The organism is Roseibium sp. HPY-6 (assembly GCF_040530035.1).
In the GTDB taxonomy this organism is placed as follows: Bacteria; Pseudomonadota; Alphaproteobacteria; order Rhizobiales; family Stappiaceae; genus Roseibium.
The window spans coordinates 88,248-107,066 of record NZ_JBEWCD010000003.1; the positions used below are offsets into that span (position 1 = coordinate 88,248).

Consider the following 18,819-nt stretch of genomic DNA (forward strand, 5'->3'; position numbering starts at 1 on the left):
AATAATGCGGCCGGATATCAGGCGGTTTCCCTAAAAAACACTGGACAACATCGGTGATTCCTCTCAGGTTGCAGGCTTGGATTGCTTGCGCGCACCGCGCGTCCCTCACTCTTGGATGTACTCATGCAGATCGGATTCGTTCGCGCGGCCCTGGTCCTTGGACTGCTGGCTGCCGTTGGCCCATTCGCTATCGATCTTTATCTTCCGGCGACACCGCAGATCGTTGAGGATTTGAGAACGGATGATGCCGGCGCCCACATGACCTTCACGGTCTACTTCATCGCGTTCGGCGTTGCGCAGCTCATATATGGCCCCATTGCCGACTGGCTTGGGCGCAGACCTCCGATCTTTATGGGACTTCTGGTCTTTATCGCCGGTTCGCTGATCTGCGCTTTTGCGACGGATATCACAATGATGATGCTCGGCCGGTTTGTGCAGGCACTCGGTGCCGCGGCCCCAATGGTGATTGTGCGGGCCGTCGTCAGGGACCTGCACACCGGCACTCAAGCGACGCGGCTGATGGCCCTTGTCATGCTCGTGATCAGCATTTCGCCCCTGCTGGCGCCAATCACGGGAAGCGCAATCATATCTCTTGCCAGCTGGCGCATGATCTTCGGCGCCCTGGCCCTGATCGCACTGCTTGCGATGATCCTGACCGCGCTGCGGCTGCCGGAAACGCTGCCTGCCGACCGGCGTAGCCGCATCAATGCGGCAGCGCTTCTCCGCAGCTCAATCTACCTCATCAAGGACGCAAGGTTCATGGGTCTGACCATGATTGGCGGCTTTGCGCTTGCGAGCTTCTTCGTCTTCATCGCCTCGGCACCGATGGTCTACATGACCCAGTATGCGCTCTCACCGACCGGGTTCTCGCTGGTGTTTGCCGTCAATGCCGTGGGCTTTTTCGCAGCCTCGCAATTTGCCGCCGGTCTCGGCCAGAAATACGGCATGGGCCGCGTTGCCTTCTGGGCCGTTTGCGGGTTTGCGTTGGCCACGTCATCACTCTTCGGGCTGGTCTGGCTCGGGTTCGACGACCTGCTGGTCCTGATGGCCCTGTTTTTTCTTGGCAACTCGTGCCTTGGCCTTGTGATTGCTCCAACCATGGTGATGGCGCTCGAGGAACACGGCGAACATGCCGGCATGGCGTCTTCGCTTGGCGGCACGCTACAAATGGTTGCAGGCGGGCTGATGATCCTCATTTGCAGCCCGTTTTTCGACCGGACAGCCCTGCCGCTGGTCGGTGCCGTGGCAGCTTGTGCCTTGATCGCCTTTGTCCTCGCACTCCTGACGCTGCGTCCTGAACCGCAGGCGAAGGCGCCCGCCTAAGTTAGATTTAGCCCTGCGACTTGCCGATCTCTTCCAATTTCTCCTGAAGTGAGAGCTTGTCGAGGGAAGACATCGGCAGGTTCATAAAGATCGAAATCCGGTTATTGAGCATCCGGAAGGCTTCGTTATAGGCAACCTGATGCTCTGTTTCGTTGCCTTCCGCGCTGACGGGGTCCGGAACACCCCAGTGTGCAGACATAGGTTGACCGGGCCACACCGGGCAGGATTCTTTTGCAGCGTTGTCGCAGACCGTGAATACGAAATCCATTTCTGGTGCGCCCGGGTCGGCAAATTCGCTCCAGTCTTTCGAACGCACCTCGTCTGTTTTGAAATTCAGTTTCTTGAGCAATGCGATCACTTCCGGACGCACCTCGCCAGAAGGATTGGACCCGGCCGAAAAAGCCTTGAACCGCCCCTGTCCCTCTCTGTTGAGGATCGCTTCGGCCATGATCGACCGGGCCGAGTTTCCAGTACAAAGGAAAAGAACGTTGTAAACACCCTCGGACATCGTTTCCTCCTCGTGCTGTCTGCTATTTTCTGCAGGTGATGGCTTCAATTACCTGGGCGCAGAGTTCCGGATGACCGCCGCAACAATCGGCCATGAGATAGGTCAGTAGATCCCTGATACCTTCCAGATTCGCAAAGTATCTGATCGATCGCCCTTCCCGTTCGTTGCGCACCAAACCGGCTTGCAAGAGCACCGACAGGTTGGCCGACATCGTATTCTGACGCACGTTCAGTGCTTCTCCGATGTCACCCGCGCTCATTCCTTCCGGCCCCGCATTGATCAACAACCGGAAAACCTCGAGCCGCGTTTTCTGACTCAGCGCACTGAACGAGCTGAGAGCATCATTTATATCCATAAATCATGATATATTGATTAATTAACACACTGCAAGATGAGATTCGACTTCAGGCCAAAACAATCCTTGTTCAGAAACCGGCATCCGCACGGTTTGCCTTGTGTTCCTTGTTCCAACCTGTTGATCTGCCGCTTGAGACGGTGAAGGGGGCGCAATGAAAACAATCAAAAATGAATGGCTCGGAACAGGCCTTGAAGATCAACCTGAGTTCGCTTCCGGAGACATTTCGAGATCGCTCGGTCCGCAATCCGGGTTCTTTGCCGAGGTTACCGGCCTTCAAACCTCTCCACTTCTGAACCGCCCCGAACTCGCAAATGAGCTCGGCATCGATAAGCTGTTTATTAAGGACGAACGCGCGCGACTCGGGCTCGGCAGCTTCAAGGCGCTTGGGGCCGCCTACGCGATTGCAAAACAGGCATTCACCAGGATCCAGTCCGGCGAAGTGACCGATCCCAACACCGCGTTGGAAGGCATGACCTTCGTCTGCGCCAGCGCGGGCAATCATGGTCTGTCGCTTGCGGAAGGAGCCCGCATTTTCGGCGCCGATGCTGTTGTTTTTGTCGCCAATACAGTCCCCGAAGCCTTCGCTGAAAGGCTGCGGGCGAAAGGTGCAAGGGTCGCCCGCGCGGGCGAGATCTACGAAGAGAGCATGGCGGAAGCCGAGCGCCAGGCATCCGAAAACGGCTGGCACCTTCTATCCGACAGCACATGGCCCGGCATGACGGAGCCGGGACGCGATGTCATGGAGGGCTACCTGAAAATGGGCGAAGAAATCGCGCGCCAGATCCCCGAACCACCAACCCACGTCTTTCTGCAGGCTGGCGTCGGCGGGCTTGCTGCTGCCTGTGCTTCGAGCGCACGCACGAGCTGGGGCGAGGACGTAACGATCGTCGTTGTCGAACCCGAGGCAGCTCCCGCCTTGCTGGCGAGCATATCCGCGGGCAAGCCTGTCCTGGCACCGGGCCCTGTTTCAAACATGGGCCGGTTGGATTGCAAGGAACCCTCTCATCTGGCGTTGCGCTACCTCGCGTTAGAAGCAAATATTTTCTCAACAGTCACGGACGCCGAAGCGGAAGAGACTGTTGCCTGGCTTGACGGCAACGGACTAAAGACGACCCCGTCTGGCGCTGCCAGTCTCTGCGCTGTTCATCACGCACGCAGTCATTTTGAAGAGCTGGGCCTGACAGCAGACTCCAGGGTGCTCTGCTATCTCTCGGAAGGGCCGGAAGATGGCTGAACCGGACTTCCCAGAAAGCGAATATGAGGGACGGCTGGAGCGCGCGCAGCATGCAATGCGGAAAGAGGGATTTGACGCGCTCTTTTTCACGACAGAGCCTGAAATGCGTTATTTCACCGGCTTCAGGACCCTGTTCTGGCAAAGCCCGACCCGGCCATGGTTCCTGATCGTTCCGCAAGACGGAAAGCCCATTGCAATCATCCCCGAGATCGGCGCTCCGCTGATGGCGTCCACCTGGATTGACGATATCCGGACGTTTTCAGCGCCTCATCCTGTTGACGAAGGTATCTCGGTTCTGGCGAGCAGTCTTAAAACTTACCGGCGCATCGGCTTGCCGATGGGACGGGAAAGCTCGCTGCGCATGCCGATGCAGGACTTTGAAGAGTTGCAGTCCGAACTTGCCGAAACGTCTTTTGCAGATGCATCGCCGTTGATGATGCAACTGCGCATGGTCAAATCGGACAAGGAAATCGATCTCCTGCGCCGGATCTGCAGGATCGGTTCGGCCGCATTCGCCAATGCCGGAAGCCTGTTTCATGAAGGACAACCGCTCAGGGAAGCCTTTCGAAAGTTCAAAATCGAGCTCCTGCAGCAGGGAGCCGACGATGTGCCCTATCTGGTGGGCGGGGCCGGTCCGGGGGGTTATTACGACGTTATTTCACCCCCGACCGACCGTCCTCTTGCGGAAGGTAACGTTTTGATGCTCGATACCGGCGCGACCAGGAATGGGTATTTCTGCGACTTCGACCGGAACTTCGCAATCGGCCATGCCACCGACGACGTTCGAGCAGCGCACGAAAAACTGGTTCAGGCCGTCGCTGCCGCCGCCGCAATCGCGCGTCCTGGAAAGACCTGTGCGGATCTCTTCAAGGCAATGACCGATGTTCTTGCCCAAGATCCCGGCAACGTCGGGCGCCTGGGACACGGGCTCGGAATGCAGCTGACTGAGACGCCGTCGATCACAGCGTTTGACAGCACGGAACTCAGGGAGAACATGGTTCTTACGCTGGAACCGGGCATTGGTCTTCGCGACGACAAGATGATGGTGCACGAGGAAAATATTGTCATTCGAGCCGGTGCGCCCGAGTTCTTGAGCACGCCCGCCTCTGCAGAAATTCCCGTGATCCCGGATTGAAGGAGAGCGATGTGCGGCTGGATTTCGACTGTGACACGGGTCTGGGGAAAAAGGCCGCTCTCGGTCTGATCGTCTTGCAGGCCGATGAAACGATCGAAAAGGAATTCCGCCCGCTGTTCGATCAGGACGGGGTGGTTCTCTACCATTCCCGCATTGCCAGCGATCCGGAAGTCACCGAAGAAACTCTCATGCGAATGAAGGAAAACCTGACTGGCGCGGCGGCACTTTTGCCTGGTCATCGCCCGCTGGACGTTATCGGATATGCCTGCACATCTGCCTCGACCGTGATCGGGTCCGGGGCTGTGGAAGCCGCAATCCGGAAGGCTCATCCGGGCGCATCCGTGACAAACCCGGCTGTTGCTGTCGTCGCCGCTTTGAAGGCATTTGGAGTCGAACGGATCGGCGTTGTCTCGCCCTATATAGCCAACGTCACCGAGGCCGTATGCGGATTGCTAAGGCGGGAAGGACTTGAACCGGCAAAGATCGGCTCATTCGGCCAGTCCGAAGAGGCTGTGGTTGCACGTATCGAAGCGCGATCCGTACAAGACGCAATCTGTGCAATTGGAGACGATCCAAAAGTCGATGCCGTCTTCGCTTCCTGTACCAATTTGCGCACATTTCCCGTTATCGAGGCATGCGAACGTGCTCTGAACAAACCGGTTATCAGTTCGAACGTGGCCCTTGCCTGGCACATGATGACGCTGGCCGGTATCGACACCCGCGGCAAGGCGCTAGGACGGCTCTTCAACCGCGAAACATGATCGCAGCGAGATGACAGTGTTTGGCGGCAGAAGCCGCAAAACAGATTTTCACCGCATTCCTTGTTGACTTCCAAGGAATTCCGGGCAAAAACACCGCCGTCTCAAGTTTTGACGATTGCGAGCACCCGATGAACCGGCTCAGCGCCGACATTCTGGATATGATGTCCAAGGCTCTTGCCAGCGCAACATTCCTGCGCGGCGAGACCCGTTCGGCTGCCGTAACCGCTTTCAAACGCACAACAAAGACAACCAAGACCACCGCTTGACGGTGCCGCTCATCCCGCCTCCCCGGGGATGGGAGGCGCCCAGAGCCGGCAAGCCTTCTTCGGGGCAGCCGGTGAAGCGGGGAGACGGACAAGGACTAGACCGAAAATGGGTTTCAAGATCGCAATTGCAGGCGCCACGGGCAATGTCGGCCGTGAACTGCTGGACATTCTGGACGAGCGCGGCTTTCCGGCCGATGACGTCATCGCACTCGCTTCCCGCCGTTCCCAGGGTACGGAAGTATCTTTCGGCGACAAGACGCTGAAGGTTCAGGCGATGGAGAATTTCGACTTCTCCGACACCGACATCTGCCTGATGTCCGCTGGCGGCTCCGTCTCCAAGGAATGGGCGCCTCGGATCGCGGCCAAGGGCTGCGTCGTGATCGACAACTCTTCCGCCTGGCGCTACGACGCCGACGTGCCGCTGATCGTTCCGGAAGTGAATGCCGATGCCATTTCCGGTTTCACCAAGAAGAACATCATCGCAAATCCGAACTGCTCGACGGCGCAGCTGGTCGTGGCCCTGAAGCCGCTTCACGAGCATGCCAAAATCAAGCGTATCGTCGTGTCCACCTACCAGGCTGTCTCCGGCACCGGCAAAGAGGCGATGGAGGAGCTGTTCAACCAGACCCGCGCCGTCTTCGTCAACGACCCGATCGAGCCGAACAAATATCCGAAGCGGATCGCCTTCAACGTCATTCCCCACTGTGATGTCTTCATGGAAGACGGTTACACCAAGGAGGAATGGAAGGTTCTGGCGGAAACCAAGAAGATGCTCGATCCGAGCATCAAGGTCACCTGCACGGCCGTGCGCGTTCCGGTCTTCATCGGTCACTCCGAAAGCGTCAACATCGAGTTCGAAAACGAGATTTCCGCTGACGAGGCGCGCAGCGTCCTGCGCGAAGCACCAGGCTGCCTGGTGATCGACAAGCATGAAGACGGCGGCTACATGACGCCGTATGAAGCCGCCGGTGAAGACGCGACCTACATCTCGCGCATCCGCGAAGACGCGACCGTCGAGAACGGCCTGAACATCTGGGTCGTATCCGACAACCTGCGCAAGGGCGCCGCTTTGAACACCATCCAGATTGCCGAAGTGCTGGTCAATCGCGGTCTGATCACGCCGAAAAAGGCGGCCGCCTGATATCTTTCTGCGGACGTCGTCCGGCGTCCGCATCTTCTCTTCCTCTTCAAGAAAGCATGGCTCCGCTATGCCCTCGCCATTCAATGGGTCCTATCAGGACTTCCTGACGTCTTCGCCGGAAGCGTCCTTCACCGACTGGTTGGCAGCAGGCGCTGAGCCCTATTGGTCCAGCGCGACGGGTCACGCCTTCACCCACGCCATCGGCGACGGCACCATGCCGGACGACGCCTATGTCCGATACCTGATCGAAGACTACACCTTCATCACGGATCTGGCCTCTACGCTGGGGTATCTTGTTGCCAAGGCACCCAGCATGCGGTCCAAGTCACGGCTGTCAGCCTTTCTGGCACTGCTGACATCGGAAGAAAACGATTATTTCCTGCGCTCTTTCGATGCGCTTGGTGTGTCCCCCGATGTCTACGAACAGGCGGCGCAGGGTCCGGTCACCAAGGCGTTTGCGGATCTCCTTTTGACGTCCTCCGGCGAAGGCTCCTATGCCGAAGGTCTGACTTGCCTGCTCTGTGCGGAATGGTGCTATCTCACATGGGGCAAACGCGAGGCTGAAAAACCCCGCTCAGTGAAATTCTACCTCACGGAATGGATCGATCTTCACGCTGTTCCAGGCTTCGAAGCCTTCGTGAACTGGATCCGCTCCGAATTGGACGAAATCGGCCCGGCCCTCTCCCAGGAGAAGCAGAAAACGCTCGCTGGCCTCTTCCGCCAGATGTGTATCCTGGAAGACGCATTTTTCGAAGCGGCCTGGACGGGCGCCGGACCGGAGATCACCGGCAGGCTCCCGCGGGACTAGGGCATGTACGTCTATGAAGCCGCTGCTCTTGGAGCCGCTACGCTTTGGGCTTTGACCGGTCTCTTGTCCGCCGCACCCGCGCAGCATCTCGGTGCGATCGCGTTCAACTGCACCCGCATGGTCATGGTTACGATCATGCTTTGCGTCTGGGTGGGCATAGCCGGCGGGTGGGACACAATTGGAAGTGCGCATCTGATCCCTTTGATCCTGTCCGGCGTCATTGGCATCTTCATGGGCGACACCGCCCTCTTTCTGACCCTGAACCGGATGGGCCCGCGCCGGACCGCAATGCTCTTTTCGCTGAACGCACCCATGTCCGCCATTTTGGGTTGGATCATCCTGGATGAAGATCTGACCGGCCTTCAGACAATCGGCATCCTGCTGATCTTTCTGGGCGTGTTGCTGGCCATTCGTTTCGGCAAGCGTAAATCCCAGTTGCACAAGTGGGAAAGCATCAAGGGACCGCTTTGGATCGGTGTCATCCTCGGACTGGCAGCAGCATTATCGCAGTCGGTCGGCTCCCTGATCGCACGTCCGGTTATGGAAACCGGCGCTGATCCGGTCGCAGCTTCCAGCATCCGTGTTGGCGTGGCGGCGTTCTGTCTTGTGCTGCTGACGAGGCTGCCGGTCAGCTGGGTCAAGCCTGCAGGTCAATTTACCTTTCGGGTCGTCGGCATCATCGCGATATCGGGCCTGCTCGGCATGGGGATCGGTATGACGTTGATACTCTTTGCCTTGTCCGGCGGCGAGGTCGGCATCGTTGCCACTCTATCCGCGACGACCCCTGCAGTGATGTTGCCAATGATGTGGTGGCGCACGAAGGAAGTCCCGGCCGCCGGCGCCTGGGCGGGGGCAGCACTGGTCGTGTCAGGCAGTGCATTGCTGTTCATCGTCTAGGCTCGAAGAAAATCGCGGAGGATTTTCATCCTTGCGGCAAATGACGACGAGAGAAAGGCAAATCATCCAAGCAAAATCAAGTATTTATTATTTTTAGGTGTGTACTTACAAATAACACGAATAGATAGAATGAGTTTGCTCAAAATTTACGCGAATCAGTGAAAACCCCTACCAGAGGCAATAGGGGTACTTCATGACAAATCTTTTTGCTCGTTTGAGCGTGACGTCCACACTGGCGATCGTCTCGGGTGGCGTGCTGACGATTTCCATGGTCGTGGTTGGCATTATTCTTTACCAGGTCGCACTTGGCCAGGCCCAGACGGCGGCACTGAAAAAACAGGACGTGAATCTGCGCGTCGCGGCGACGATCTTTCAGGAACGCGTGAACGAAGCGAGCGTCAACTGGAGTTCGGAAGGCAGTGTCACCCGGATCGAACTGGCCGAGATACCTACCTTTGAAAACCATGACATGATCGATTCGATCGGCAGAATGACCGGTGAAACGGCAACCGTTTTCGCATGGGATCCCGAGACGAAAGATTTCTGGAGAAAAACGACAAACATCATCAAGGGTGACGGTAAACGCGCTGTTGGAACACCGCTCGGCAAGAACGGTGCAGTCTACCCCGTCGTGACCAGCGGCAAGACATTTCACGGTCAGGCAACGATCCTTGGCAAGGACTATTTCACTGTCTACCAGCCGATCTTCTCCAACTCGGGCGCAATCATAGGCATTCTCTATGCCGGCGTTGAAAAGGCTGCTGTTCAGGCGAACGTATGGGAACTGATGAGCGGCTATGCGATGTTGGCGTTGCCCGTTGTCGTTATTTCCGTCCTTCTGCTGATTTTCGCTATCCGCCGCCAGCTGAGTCCTGTCACCGAACTTGCTGAGATCACCGCACAGATCGCCAAGGACAACCTTGACGGCGAGGTACCATTTAAAGAACGCACAGATCAGATCGGCACCCTAGCGCAAGCCGTGAACGCTTTGAAAAGCAGGGCAGTGGAACGACTGTCCCTTGCCGAACAGCAAAGGGACACGGAAACGGCAACCGTCGACAGACAAAACGCTGTTCAGTCACTCATTGAAACCTTCCGCAACAATGTGTCGAATGTACTGAATTCGGTCGACGACACTGTCCAGAGCCTGGGCAGCACCGCCGGACGCCTGTCCGACTTGTCAGGTCAAAGCGCCTCCAGCGCGGTCGAAACCCTCAACTCAGCCGATGATGCGACGTCCAGCGTTCAGACGGTCGCCAGCGCTGCCGAGGAACTGTCCGCATCCATCGGCGAAATCTCCCGTCAGGTCGCCCAGACAACCGAAGTTGTCAGCCGTGCAACGGAAGGGACACGCGTCACCAACGAGAAGGTCGAAGGGCTTGCCTCTTCGGCTTCGAAAATCGGTGAGGTCGTAACTTTGATCCAGGCGATTGCCGAACAGACGAATCTGTTGGCCCTCAACGCCACGATTGAAGCCGCGCGCGCGGGTGAAGCCGGTAAAGGCTTTGCGGTCGTTGCAGCCGAAGTCAAGGAACTCGCCACTCAGACGTCAAAGGCGACCGAGGAAATCGGAGCCCAGATCACCGCTATCCAGGATGCAACGAAGGAGTCGGTGAGTGCGATCGCGGAGATCACGACGATCATGGAAGAAGTGAATTCCTACACCAGCACGATCGCTTCGGCGGTCGGTGAACAGGGATCCGCAACAGGCGAGATTTCCCAGAACGCTCAGAAAGCAGCCGAAGGCACGACATTTGTGTCTTCCAGAATGTCCGACCTGTCGGGCACCGTGAACGAGACATCAGAGTCCTCTCAATCGGTACTGGATGCATCCGAACTGCTGTCGTCACGCACCGATGAGCTGAAGCAGGAAGTCGAAACGTTCCTCCGCAACGTGGCCGCCGCCTGACGGGCAGTTTTGTCGCGATCCATAATGCGCGGGAGCGTTTAGCTTCCGCGCACGAAAAAGGCCTATCCCGGCTCGTTGCCAACCGTTTTCCGGTCTCCACGATTGGATGAAGCGGCCAGCCAGTCGAACACCAGTCTGGCTTGTTCCGATGCACGCGGGTGCAGTTTGACATAGTAGTCACGTGGTGACGGAACCGCTTCGGGCACCAGCTCCACCAGTCTACCGCTTTCCACAAACGAACGGGTTAGCCCGTCCCAGCCCAGCACGGCGCCCATGTCGTCCTGGGCGGCCTGAAGAGCAATCACGTAGTTGTTCACCCGATGCGAATTCCGCAGCGAACCGTGAAATCCAAGCGCTGAAAACCAGTCCTGCCAGTCGGTCCAGTCTGTACCGGCGGAATCCAGATGGATCAAAGGCAGGCCCGCCAGATCTTCAACGCTGTCAATCTTGTTTTGCCTTGCAAATCGCGGACTGCCCAACGCGAAAATCCGGTCATGAAAGAGCGAACGGCAAAACCCTGTTTCGCCGGACATATCGCCATAGTGAATGCTGATATCGCAATCGCTGCTGTCACTGCCCGTATCGCTGACGATCTGGGAAACGGATATGCGCGGATGCGATTTCCAGAATTGCGCCAGCCTGGGTGTCAACCAGAGTGCGCTCATTGCCGTGGTTGCCCGGACGGTGACAGATGTTTTGGAAGCGCGCGCCCTGAGCTGACCCAGCGCATCACTGATTTCTTCAAATCCGCGCTGCAGGGAGACAAACAGATACGCCCCGGTCTCAGTAAGCTCTACACCCCGATGGTGACGGCGGAACAGCACACAGTTCAAGTGCTGCTCCAGGGCTTTCACCTGATGGCTGACGGCTGCGGGTGTCACGTTAAGTTCGGTCGCTGCCGATTTGAAACTGACATGACGTGCCGCCGCCTCGAAGCTCACAAGCGCGTTTAACGGGGGAAGTTCGTATGGTCTCTGAGGCAAATTCAACTCATTCCATTCTTGTCGGACATTCCAAAACTTAGGCGAGTTTCCATGAACTTGGCTTATTTTTTCTAAGTCATCAAAAATTTTTTTGTCATTGCCAGGATCTCCGGAAAACGGAGAATTGAAGGCAGCACCAAACCGGAGACAGACAGGAAGCCAAATGTCGACATCAGAAATCGCAATGCTTGATGACGCATTGCGCGCCACGCGCCAGTCCTTTGACAAGATCCCTGTCGTTAACATCGCCCCGCTTTTGGATGGCAGCGACCCCGACAAGGTGGCCAGGGAAATTGGCTGGGCGCTCGCAAATGCGGGCTTTATGTATGTCAAAAACCACGGCGTCGCGGAAACGGTGGTCGAGAACGCGTTTTTGAAGGCCAAGGCGTTTTTTGACCAGCCCGAAAGCGAAAAGAAGAAACTGCATGTCTCCCGATCGGGTCAGACGCTGCGCGGCTATATCGAGCCCTTTGGTGAAAACACGGACCCTGAAAAGACCAAGGACCTCAAGGAGTGTTTTGACATTGGGCCGGAGTCGGAACCGGACTGCCCTTTCTTCGGAGCCAATCCATGGCCGGCGGAAGCCAGCGCACCAGGTTTTCGTGACGCGGTCTATCTCTACCACGAGGAAATGAAACGCCTGTCGATGATCATCCTGTCCGGCATCGCACGCAGTCTTGATCTTGCGCCGGATTTCTTCGAAGAAAAGATGCGGCGCCCGATCAGCATTCAACGTCTGCTGCACTATCCTCCCCAGACCGGCATCGTTGACGAGAGTATTATCGGCATCGGAGCCCACACGGATTACGGCAACCTCACAATATTGGCTCAGGATGATGTCGGCGGACTTCAGGTCATGAACCGGGATGGCCAATGGGTTGAGGGCACGCCGATCCCCGGCACATTCGTCATCAACATCGGCGATCTGTTGCAGCGTCTGACGAACGACAGATACCTTGCCAACCTGCACCGGGTGGTCAACACGAGTGGACGCGAGCGATACTCTATCCCGTTTTTCATTGACGCGGATTATGACGCCGAATTCGCGCCGTTGCCGTCATGTGTGTCCAAGGACAATCCCGCCCGATACCAGGCCGTAACCTGCGGAGCTCACAAATTCGGACGTTTCGTCCAAAGCTATCCGCACCTCCAGAAGATCCCTGCGTGATAAATGGAGATCAAGCGCATCGATGTGTTTCAGGCCGATCTCCCCTATTCGGGCGGCACCTACCGTTTGTCTGCTGGCCGAGAATACAAAGTCTTTGACGCGACCATCGTCCGGATGGAGACCGAATGCGGGCTCGAAGGCTGGGGAGAATCCACCCCGTTCGGTGCAACTTACATTGCGGCACACGCCCTGGGCGCTCGCGCCGGCATAGCCGAAATTGCCCCGCACCTGATTGGACAGGACTGTCGTCAGGTCGATCGTCTTTACGATGTTATGGACGGGGCACTGTCGGGCCATGCACATGCCAAGGCCGCACTCGATGTCGCTGCCTGGGATATTCTGGGAAAGGCAACGGGAATGCCGTGCTGGATGCTGCTGGGAGGCTCCACGGCGCGGCGCATGCCGGTGATTTCGTCAATTCCGGCCGCACTGCCGGAAGACATGCGCGCGCATGTCGCTGAGCACCGGTCCAGAGGGTTTCTGGGGCACTCGATAAAGATCGGTTCTGCCGACCGCGTTGGCGGTCCTGCCCTTGATGCCGCGCGGATCGAGGCTTCGCTGGCAGACAGACAACCGGGTGAATTCTTTCTCGTTGATGCCAATGGTGGCCTGACACCCGAATCGGCCTTGCGGATGCTCAGCCTGTTGCCAGCCGGATTGGATTTTGTGCTGGAAGCTCCCTGCGCGACCTTGCGTGAGACGCAATCACTTCGCGCGAGGTGCGAAGTGCCGATCATTCTGGATGAGCTTGCACAGACCGACGCAGATATCATTCAGGCACTCTCGCTGGATCTGTGCGACGGTATCGGATTGAAAATCACAAAGGCAGGCGGCCTGACCCCTGGCCGGCGCCATAGGGACATGGCGCGCGCAGCCGGAATGACAATCAGCGTGCAGGACACCGTTGGATCGGCAGTCGCCTTTGCTGCAATTGCGCAACTTGGCCAGACCGTACCGGAAAAGAACCTGCGCTGTATTCTCGATTGCAGAGTGATGGTGACACGTCACTTGGCCGAATTCGACGCACCGATTGAAAACGGCGGCGTTTTGGCACCCGGTGCGCCAGGTCTCGGAGTGACGGTTGATCGCACCTCACTTGGCGACCCGGTCATGAGCTGGAACTGAGACACGCCGCGAGCAGCCACGCTTTTTGAGAAGCTTCAGAATGCGCAGCACTTTGAACGGAAGCACAGAATATTTTTTCAATTTACTTCAAAATTAAATAATTATTGCCTCGATAATACGGAATGATTACTTTAAAAATTCCCACTTGATTAAGCCTTAAAATAGTAAAAAAATAAATATACAAATAATTGTCACTCCTATCGCGGCGCAAAATCTTCCTCGAAGCTGACATTGACTCAGTTTCGCGGCGGAAGAACGTTTCATGACCACAGGACATCGCGCACCATGTCAACACTTTCTGTTGGATCTGAACGGGCTCCCCAAGCTGAAATGATGGACGACCTGCCGCACCAATCGAGCCACCAGCAAAGCGACAGCGCCAATTCTCTGCCAGACTTCACCCTTGACCAGATCGCGGCTCAACTAACAGATGGCTACTGGGAGTTCGAAGGCGGCGCTCGGCGCGCGTTCGACACAGAAAGTGACAATTTACTGACCGTTGACGTCACCAGCCTGACTGAAGATGGACAGGCCCTGGCCCAGCGAGCATTCACGGAATGGTCGAAGGTAGCCGATCTGGATTTTGCGTTTGTTACTGGCGGTGCTCAAATCTCATTCAGCAATGTAAGCACCGATGTTTCGACCACATCCGAGGTCAATGGCGGAAAAATTCTGTCGTCCGAAATCAACATTCCGCAATCCTTTCTGGAAACGCATGGCACGGAGATCCCCGGCTTCGGCTACTTCACCTTTCTGCGCGAGGTCGGACAGGCACTCGGTCTCGGGCATGCAGGAAACTACGGCGATGCAGCCACCTATGGACTAGACAATCACTACGCCAACGACTCCTGGCAAACTTCCGTGATGTCCGCGTTCAGCCAGACGGACAACACGGCAATAGATGCCAGTTTCGCCTTTCCCGTAACACCGATGATCGCCGACATTCTGGCGGTGCAGAACCTTTACGGAAAACCGGAATACGAATACGAACTCGACTATCGGATTTATGGTGCAAACGTGTATGGCGACTACCGCGAAAGAGGCTTTTACGAAATAAGCCCGGATGCGACGGCCACAATATATGATGCCGGTGACGACGATCTCATTCGCTTTCTCGGCTATGAGGGCGACCAGCGCATCGACCTCAATGAAGAGGCCACATCGGATTTTGCCGGTGGCAAGAGCAATTTGACGATCGCCCGGGGTACCATCATCGAACGGGCCTACGGCGGCAACGGAAACGATGAAATCATTGGCAATTCGGCTGATAACTTCCTGGTAGGCTATGACGGCGACGACATCCTGATCGGCGGCAGGGGCGACGACTTCCTGAGTGGCTGGACCGGTTCGGACCTCATGATGGGCGGGCCGGGCAACGACACCATCATGGGCCGGAGCAACGACGTTTTCTTCAAGGACGGCGCCCCGGTCGATCTCGGCGGACCAGGCTACGACCGGCTGATAATATGGCTCGATTCCAGCTTTCAGACCGACAGTCTGTCTCAATTCGGTATCGAGCATTTCTGGGGCGGCGGTGGTGACGATCAGGCGATCGGCGACGACCCGACCGTCGACTACATCCTGGAAGGCAGATACGGCAATGACATTCTCACTGGGGATGCCGGAGATGACACGCTTCTTGGCGGAATCGGCCATGATATTCTGACGGGAGGAGCAGGAAACGACCTGCTGCGGGGTGGCATCTGGGGCCACGACCAGCTCTTCGGACAGGAGGGTGACGATACGATCTACTATGCCAGCGGCAAGGTCTTTTGGGACGACCACAAACCACGCGACATTGGCGGCCCCGGTTTCGACACTCTGATGATTGAGTACGGCTCGAAGTTCAACACCGTCGGGCTTTCCTGGTATGGCTTCGAAGCGTTTGTGGGCGCTTGGAAAAACGACCGCGTATATGGGAACGATCCGACGGTCGACTATCGTCTGGACGGCGGCGGCGGCAGTGACGACCTGCGCGGAAGTGGCGGGAACGATCAGCTATTCGGTCGCGAAGGCACCGATATCCTGTTTGGAAAAGCGGGGGACGATCTGCTCGACCCCGGCCTTTCTACGACCGGCGAACAATTGCTTTATGGCGGCAAAGGCAACGATACCTACCACATTTCGTCAGGCAGCGGACGGACCTATGTTGAAGAACTGATCAACGAAGGTGCGGATAACCTGGTCTTCGATGACCTCACGCCCGAAGACATTGACGCATCGATTGTCAACGGATCGGAACTTCTTCTGACATGGGACAACGGGACCGGCAAGGTCACCATCAATGATCTCGGAAACCAAATCGAGCGGTATGAGTTCGCCGACGGCTCGGAATTCTCGGCCGGTGATTTCGAGTTCACATGAATCATCTGCGCGTTTGACGGATCAGCAGACACACATGGATAAACCTTAGCCACCAAACTCATCGATCAGATCGGGCATGAACGGCAAATCTGTTACGCCGATATCGATGCCCGCCTGGGTGAGGAGTGTCGACAGCTGGCCGCGATGGTGTGTCTGGTGGTTGAACATGTGCAAGACAAGCAGCCAGCGGGGACGCTGACGGGAAACACCATCGGTGCTTCTGGTCCAGGTCATATTCTGGTCAAGCCAGTCCGGTGTGAGCTGATCGGCAAACGCGAGAATATCCCTGCTCATCTCCAGATGCGCCGACCGCAATTCGGGAAACGCATCGTAAATGTCAACGCCCATGCCGTTGGTCGCATAGGACGTTTCCGAGAACCGGCTCATCCAGACCCGATCTGCAAAGAGGATGTGATTGAGCGTTGAGTGAACGGATTTGAAGAAAGCACCCTGATCCGCCTTGCGGTCCTCATCACTCATCTTGCCGGCCGCGACGTAGGCCTTTTCCGTCATCCAGGCATTGTATTTGGCCATGCGCTGAAAAAGAACGGGATCCTGAGACATGCGTAATCTCCCGATAGTTTGTCAGGCTCCGGCCTTCAGGGCGTCGGGCAATGCCTGCTCGAACCTCTCGCTTTCCGGATCCATCAGCCGCAATTCGCCGGAACCGATATCGAACCACGCACCATGCAGCGTGAGTGCTTTGGATTGAACAGATCTTTCGACAAACGGAAAAGTCATCAGGTTCTTAAGGGACTGCCGGATACCGGCATACTCCATGGCAAGCTGCGGATCATCCGACTTGTCCACGGGCATGCAGGCCATCGCGATGGCGGCGGGCTCAAGGAGTTTGATCCAGCGCCCGATGAACTCTCCTGTCGCCATAGGATCATTCGCGTTCTCACGAAACGCTTTCACACCCCCGCACTGGCCATGCCCCATGACAACAATGTGTTTGACCTTCAGTCCGTTGACCGCAAATTCGATGGCGGCACTCGTGCCGTGTTGACCTTGAGCGTCTTCATATGGAGGTACGAGATTGGCAACGTTTCGAACAACAAACAGCTCACCCGGCCCGGCGTGAAAGATTCCTTCCGGCGTAACACGGCTGTCGCAACACGAAATCACGAGGACATCGGGCTTCTGACCATAGACCGCGAGACGCTCATGGGTCTCCTTGTAGCGCACAAAACCCTTGTTCAGATACCGGCCATAGCCTTCCAGAAGGGGGGCAGGAAATGTCAACGAAAGTCCTCCTTGGCAACGCAAGATGCGCGTACCCTCACGAGGAGCTTCTTAATCACCTGCCCGAGCGATTGCAAATCGGCCAACAGGACTATGGACCGTGCCGCCTGTCGGCTCGTGCCGCCTATGTGTAGCTAAAATCGCTCTGCGCGCAGCACCGAACAGTCCGAAACCGTCACGACGCCGATATGCCGCTCGACCACAGCAAACGCCGCATCCAGCAACTCATCAAGGCGCTCAGCCCGGATGATGCAAATGATCGCGACCATCCCGCCTGCGCGTGAGACCTGGCCTTCACGGCTCCACCGCCCTGAGCGGCCGCTGCCGCCCATGACCGGAAGAATGGTGAAGCCGGTCACGCCTGCCTCCTCCAAAGTATCGGTCAGCCGGTTTTCCATCGGCGCCTCGATGATGATTTCCACTCGTTTAGCGTCTTTCATCTCCATGGACTTATCCTCCCGTTGCCTGGGCGATGCTCAAATAAAGCGGAATTCCTATTGTCAGATTGAAGGGGAATGTAACCCCGAGCGACATTGTCAGATAGATTGACGGGTTGGCCTCAGGCAGCGCAACGCGCATCGCTGCCGGAACTGCGATGTAGGACGCTGACGCGCTCAACGTCATCAGCAGCATGGTGCCACCAACGGAAAGGCCGATCATGCTTCCCGCGAGCAATCCGGCAACAGCCCCGATAACTGGCATCAGAACACCAAAGAGGATCAGACCCGGGCGCAGTAGTCCCGCGCTGCTGCGCAATCCGCGTCCCGCGACCAGGCCCATGTCGAGCAAGAAGAGACACAGAACGCCTTTGAATGGTGAAACGATGAAACTTTCAATCTCGGCAAGACCCTTCGGACCGGACAGAAACCCGATGAAAAACGATCCGACCAGAAGCACGATCGAGCCGTTGAGAAGAATTTCCCGGAGAAGTCCCTTGCTTCCCTTTGCGCGCTCGGCATTTGCATCGGCAGTGGAGAATCGGGCTGCGAGCCAAAGAGCGGTCAATATGGCCGGCGCTTCCATCGCTGCCGCTACAGCAACGAGATATCCTTCGCTGGCAATGCCTTGACTTTGCAGCACCGAAGTCGCGGCGACGAAGGTCACAATCGATATCGAGCCGTAGTGACCCGCAACGGCGGCAGCGTCCACCGCACTGAGCCGTGTCATGACACGCAAGAGACCGAATGCGGCAAACGGAATGGCGAAAGACAGAATCACACCCGCCAAAAGGGCGAGCAAGAGGGTCGAGTCGACGCCATGCGCGCTGACACTGACCCCCCCTTTGAAACCGATGGCAAAGAGCAGATAAATCGAAATAGCTTTTGCCGCCGCTTCCGGAACCGACAGATCCGATCGTACAAGTGCTGCCCCGAGCCCGAGCGCAAAGAAGAGGATGATCGGCGACAGCAGGTTTTCCGCCGCCAAGGAAAGAATTGTCTCAACCAAGATCCGTCGTGCCCTTAACCCACTCGCATCGCGCTGTCGTGTTTTGGTAAGCGCGCTACGTAAGAATACGTATTTGGCCGGATATGGTACGTTTTGTCAGGCACTTCAAGCGAAATCGAAGTGAGACGTCATAGTCCAAACGAGGTAT

Annotated in this window: 19 protein-coding genes; 12 read left to right on the forward strand and 7 right to left on the reverse strand. The window is 56.9% G+C overall.

Annotation, left to right across the window (positions count from 1 at the left end; all coding sequences use genetic code 11):
* Nucleotides 1-123 precede the first annotated feature (123 nt).
* Nucleotides 124-1,323: a multidrug effflux MFS transporter gene (locus ABVF61_RS26320; RefSeq protein WP_353996582.1), complete on the forward strand. Its 1,200-nt coding sequence runs from the start codon at nucleotides 124-126 to the stop codon at nucleotides 1,321-1,323.
* Nucleotides 1,324-1,330: 7 nt separating this feature from the next.
* Here the strand turns inward: ABVF61_RS26320 and ABVF61_RS26325 are convergent, their stop codons facing one another.
* Complete coding sequence (locus ABVF61_RS26325; protein WP_353996583.1) at nucleotides 1,331-1,831, reverse strand: arsenate reductase ArsC; 501 nt, start codon at nucleotides 1,829-1,831, stop codon at nucleotides 1,331-1,333.
* A gap of 22 nt (nucleotides 1,832-1,853) precedes the next feature.
* On the reverse strand, nucleotides 1,854-2,186 hold the full coding sequence (locus tag ABVF61_RS26330; RefSeq protein ID WP_353996584.1) for an ArsR/SmtB family transcription factor: 333 nt from the start codon (nucleotides 2,184-2,186) through the stop codon (nucleotides 1,854-1,856).
* Between the two features lie 154 nt (nucleotides 2,187-2,340).
* Between ABVF61_RS26330 and ABVF61_RS26335 the strand changes: the two genes are divergently transcribed.
* The 8 genes from ABVF61_RS26335 to ABVF61_RS26370 all read left to right on the forward strand — a co-directional run bounded on the left by ABVF61_RS26335 (nucleotide 2,341) and on the right by ABVF61_RS26370 (nucleotide 10,340).
* The gene (locus ABVF61_RS26335) at nucleotides 2,341-3,423 is read left to right on the forward strand and encodes a pyridoxal-phosphate dependent enzyme (RefSeq protein ID WP_353996585.1); all 1,083 of its coding nucleotides are present in this window, start codon (nucleotides 2,341-2,343) and stop codon (nucleotides 3,421-3,423) included.
* Nucleotides 3,416-4,558: a M24 family metallopeptidase gene (locus ABVF61_RS26340; RefSeq protein WP_353996586.1), complete on the forward strand. Its 1,143-nt coding sequence runs from the start codon at nucleotides 3,416-3,418 to the stop codon at nucleotides 4,556-4,558. The genes ABVF61_RS26335 and ABVF61_RS26340 overlap by 8 nt, the downstream gene beginning before the upstream one ends.
* A gap of 11 nt (nucleotides 4,559-4,569) precedes the next feature.
* Nucleotides 4,570-5,319: a maleate cis-trans isomerase family protein gene (locus ABVF61_RS26345; RefSeq protein ID WP_353996587.1), complete on the forward strand. Its 750-nt coding sequence runs from the start codon at nucleotides 4,570-4,572 to the stop codon at nucleotides 5,317-5,319.
* Between the two features lie 128 nt (nucleotides 5,320-5,447).
* Entirely contained in the window at nucleotides 5,448-5,585 is a 138-nt protein-coding gene (locus tag ABVF61_RS26350; protein ID WP_353996588.1) for a hypothetical protein, read from the forward strand.
* 106 nt (nucleotides 5,586-5,691) lie between these two features.
* A complete protein-coding gene (locus ABVF61_RS26355) occupies nucleotides 5,692-6,726 on the forward strand; it encodes an aspartate-semialdehyde dehydrogenase (RefSeq protein WP_353996589.1) in 1,035 nt (344 codons plus the stop codon).
* Between the two features lie 67 nt (nucleotides 6,727-6,793).
* On the forward strand, nucleotides 6,794-7,534 hold the full coding sequence (locus ABVF61_RS26360) for a TenA family protein (protein ID WP_353996590.1): 741 nt from the start codon (nucleotides 6,794-6,796) through the stop codon (nucleotides 7,532-7,534).
* A gap of 3 nt (nucleotides 7,535-7,537) precedes the next feature.
* Nucleotides 7,538-8,431, forward strand: a complete 894-nt coding sequence (locus tag ABVF61_RS26365) for a DMT family transporter (protein WP_353996591.1) — start codon at nucleotides 7,538-7,540, stop codon at nucleotides 8,429-8,431.
* Nucleotides 8,432-8,624: 193 nt separating this feature from the next.
* Nucleotides 8,625-10,340, forward strand: a complete 1,716-nt coding sequence (locus ABVF61_RS26370; protein ID WP_353996592.1) for a methyl-accepting chemotaxis protein — start codon at nucleotides 8,625-8,627, stop codon at nucleotides 10,338-10,340.
* 62 nt (nucleotides 10,341-10,402) lie between these two features.
* Here ABVF61_RS26370 and ABVF61_RS26375 read toward each other — a convergent pair whose 3' ends face one another.
* A complete protein-coding gene (locus tag ABVF61_RS26375; RefSeq protein WP_353996593.1) occupies nucleotides 10,403-11,323 on the reverse strand; it encodes a LysR substrate-binding domain-containing protein in 921 nt (306 codons plus the stop codon).
* 163 nt (nucleotides 11,324-11,486) lie between these two features.
* Here ABVF61_RS26375 and ABVF61_RS26380 point away from each other — a divergent pair, with 163 nt between their 5' ends.
* From ABVF61_RS26380 to ABVF61_RS26390, 3 genes are all read left to right on the forward strand, one after another.
* The gene (locus ABVF61_RS26380) at nucleotides 11,487-12,491 is read left to right on the forward strand and encodes an isopenicillin N synthase family dioxygenase (RefSeq protein ID WP_353996594.1); all 1,005 of its coding nucleotides are present in this window, start codon (nucleotides 11,487-11,489) and stop codon (nucleotides 12,489-12,491) included.
* Nucleotides 12,492-12,494: 3 nt separating this feature from the next.
* Complete coding sequence (locus ABVF61_RS26385) at nucleotides 12,495-13,616, forward strand: mandelate racemase/muconate lactonizing enzyme family protein (protein ID WP_353996595.1); 1,122 nt, start codon at nucleotides 12,495-12,497, stop codon at nucleotides 13,614-13,616.
* A 285-nt stretch (nucleotides 13,617-13,901) separates the two neighbouring features.
* A complete protein-coding gene (locus ABVF61_RS26390; protein ID WP_353996596.1) occupies nucleotides 13,902-15,980 on the forward strand; it encodes a M10 family metallopeptidase C-terminal domain-containing protein in 2,079 nt (692 codons plus the stop codon).
* 45 nt (nucleotides 15,981-16,025) lie between these two features.
* Here ABVF61_RS26390 and ABVF61_RS26395 read toward each other — a convergent pair whose 3' ends face one another.
* The 4 genes from ABVF61_RS26395 to ABVF61_RS26410 all read right to left on the reverse strand — a co-directional run bounded on the left by ABVF61_RS26395 (nucleotide 16,026) and on the right by ABVF61_RS26410 (nucleotide 18,671).
* Nucleotides 16,026-16,544, reverse strand: coding sequence for a DinB family protein (locus ABVF61_RS26395; RefSeq protein ID WP_353996597.1), 519 nt, complete (start codon nucleotides 16,542-16,544; stop codon nucleotides 16,026-16,028).
* A gap of 21 nt (nucleotides 16,545-16,565) precedes the next feature.
* Nucleotides 16,566-17,225: a carbonic anhydrase gene (locus ABVF61_RS26400; RefSeq protein ID WP_353996598.1), complete on the reverse strand. Its 660-nt coding sequence runs from the start codon at nucleotides 17,223-17,225 to the stop codon at nucleotides 16,566-16,568.
* Between the two features lie 134 nt (nucleotides 17,226-17,359).
* Nucleotides 17,360-17,671 (reverse strand): DUF3240 family protein, encoded by a 312-nt coding sequence (locus ABVF61_RS26405; protein WP_353996599.1) that lies wholly within the window; start codon nucleotides 17,669-17,671, stop codon nucleotides 17,360-17,362.
* A 4-nt stretch (nucleotides 17,672-17,675) separates the two neighbouring features.
* The gene (locus ABVF61_RS26410) at nucleotides 17,676-18,671 is read right to left on the reverse strand and encodes a sodium-dependent bicarbonate transport family permease (RefSeq protein WP_353996600.1); all 996 of its coding nucleotides are present in this window, start codon (nucleotides 18,669-18,671) and stop codon (nucleotides 17,676-17,678) included.
* Between the last annotated feature and the right edge of the window lie 148 nt (nucleotides 18,672-18,819).

What these genes read in the sequence shown, in the direction of transcription:
- ABVF61_RS26320 (WP_353996582.1), top strand. Translation starts at nt 124, where the DNA reads ATGCAGATCGGATTCGTTCGCGCGGCCCTGGTCCTTGGACTGCTGGCT.
- ABVF61_RS26325 (WP_353996583.1), bottom strand. Translation starts at nt 1,831, where the DNA reads ATGTCCGAGGGTGTTTACAACGTTCTTTTCCTTTGTACTGGAAACTCG.
- ABVF61_RS26330 (WP_353996584.1), bottom strand. Translation starts at nt 2,186, where the DNA reads ATGGATATAAATGATGCTCTCAGCTCGTTCAGTGCGCTGAGTCAGAAA.
- ABVF61_RS26335 (WP_353996585.1), top strand. Translation starts at nt 2,341, where the DNA reads ATGAAAACAATCAAAAATGAATGGCTCGGAACAGGCCTTGAAGATCAA.
- ABVF61_RS26340 (WP_353996586.1), top strand. Translation starts at nt 3,416, where the DNA reads ATGGCTGAACCGGACTTCCCAGAAAGCGAATATGAGGGACGGCTGGAG.
- ABVF61_RS26350 (WP_353996588.1), top strand. Translation starts at nt 5,448, where the DNA reads ATGAACCGGCTCAGCGCCGACATTCTGGATATGATGTCCAAGGCTCTT.
- ABVF61_RS26355 (WP_353996589.1), top strand. Translation starts at nt 5,692, where the DNA reads ATGGGTTTCAAGATCGCAATTGCAGGCGCCACGGGCAATGTCGGCCGT.
- ABVF61_RS26360 (WP_353996590.1), top strand. Translation starts at nt 6,794, where the DNA reads ATGCCCTCGCCATTCAATGGGTCCTATCAGGACTTCCTGACGTCTTCG.
- ABVF61_RS26365 (WP_353996591.1), top strand. Translation starts at nt 7,538, where the DNA reads ATGTACGTCTATGAAGCCGCTGCTCTTGGAGCCGCTACGCTTTGGGCT.
- ABVF61_RS26370 (WP_353996592.1), top strand. Translation starts at nt 8,625, where the DNA reads ATGACAAATCTTTTTGCTCGTTTGAGCGTGACGTCCACACTGGCGATC.
- ABVF61_RS26380 (WP_353996594.1), top strand. Translation starts at nt 11,487, where the DNA reads ATGTCGACATCAGAAATCGCAATGCTTGATGACGCATTGCGCGCCACG.
- ABVF61_RS26385 (WP_353996595.1), top strand. Translation starts at nt 12,495, where the DNA reads ATGGAGATCAAGCGCATCGATGTGTTTCAGGCCGATCTCCCCTATTCG.
- ABVF61_RS26390 (WP_353996596.1), top strand. Translation starts at nt 13,902, where the DNA reads ATGTCAACACTTTCTGTTGGATCTGAACGGGCTCCCCAAGCTGAAATG.
- ABVF61_RS26395 (WP_353996597.1), bottom strand. Translation starts at nt 16,544, where the DNA reads ATGTCTCAGGATCCCGTTCTTTTTCAGCGCATGGCCAAATACAATGCC.
- ABVF61_RS26405 (WP_353996599.1), bottom strand. Translation starts at nt 17,671, where the DNA reads ATGGAGATGAAAGACGCTAAACGAGTGGAAATCATCATCGAGGCGCCG.